Genomic DNA, 374 nt, shown 5'->3' with positions numbered 1-374 from the left:
GGAAGGGAGGGAAAAAAAGGGGAGGGAGGGAGAAAAGGAGAGGAAGGGGGAAAAAAAGGGAAGAAAGGGAAGGGAGAGGAGAGAGAAGAAGGGAAAGAAAGGAAGAGGGAGGGAGAAGGAAGGGGAGAGGAAGAAAAAGAAAGGAAAAAGGGGAGAGGGGGAAAAGAAGAGGAAAGAAAGAGAAAGAAGAAGAAAGAAGGAGAGGAGGGAAAAAGGGAAAAAAAGGGAGAGAGGAAAGAGGAAGAGAAAAGGGAGGGAGAGAAGGGGGAAGGGGAAAGAAAGGAGGAGGGAAGGGGAGGAAGAAAAAAGAGGGGAGGGAGAAAGAAGAGGGGAAAAGGGGGGGGGGGGGGAAGGGAGGAGGAAGGAAAGAAAGG

At 50.8% G+C, this 374-nt stretch carries 1 protein-coding gene; it reads left to right on the top strand.

Annotated elements, in window-relative coordinates; genetic code table 11:
• Positions 1 to 374: hypothetical protein (locus KH400_RS30080; protein ID WP_217228372.1), on the top strand; the 374-nt coding region annotated here is incomplete at both ends.

Source organism: Desertibacillus haloalkaliphilus (assembly GCF_019039105.1).
Taxonomy (GTDB): Bacteria; Bacillota; Bacilli; order Bacillales; family KJ1-10-99; genus Desertibacillus; species Desertibacillus haloalkaliphilus.
This window is presented reverse-complemented; position numbering and strand designations above follow the sequence as displayed.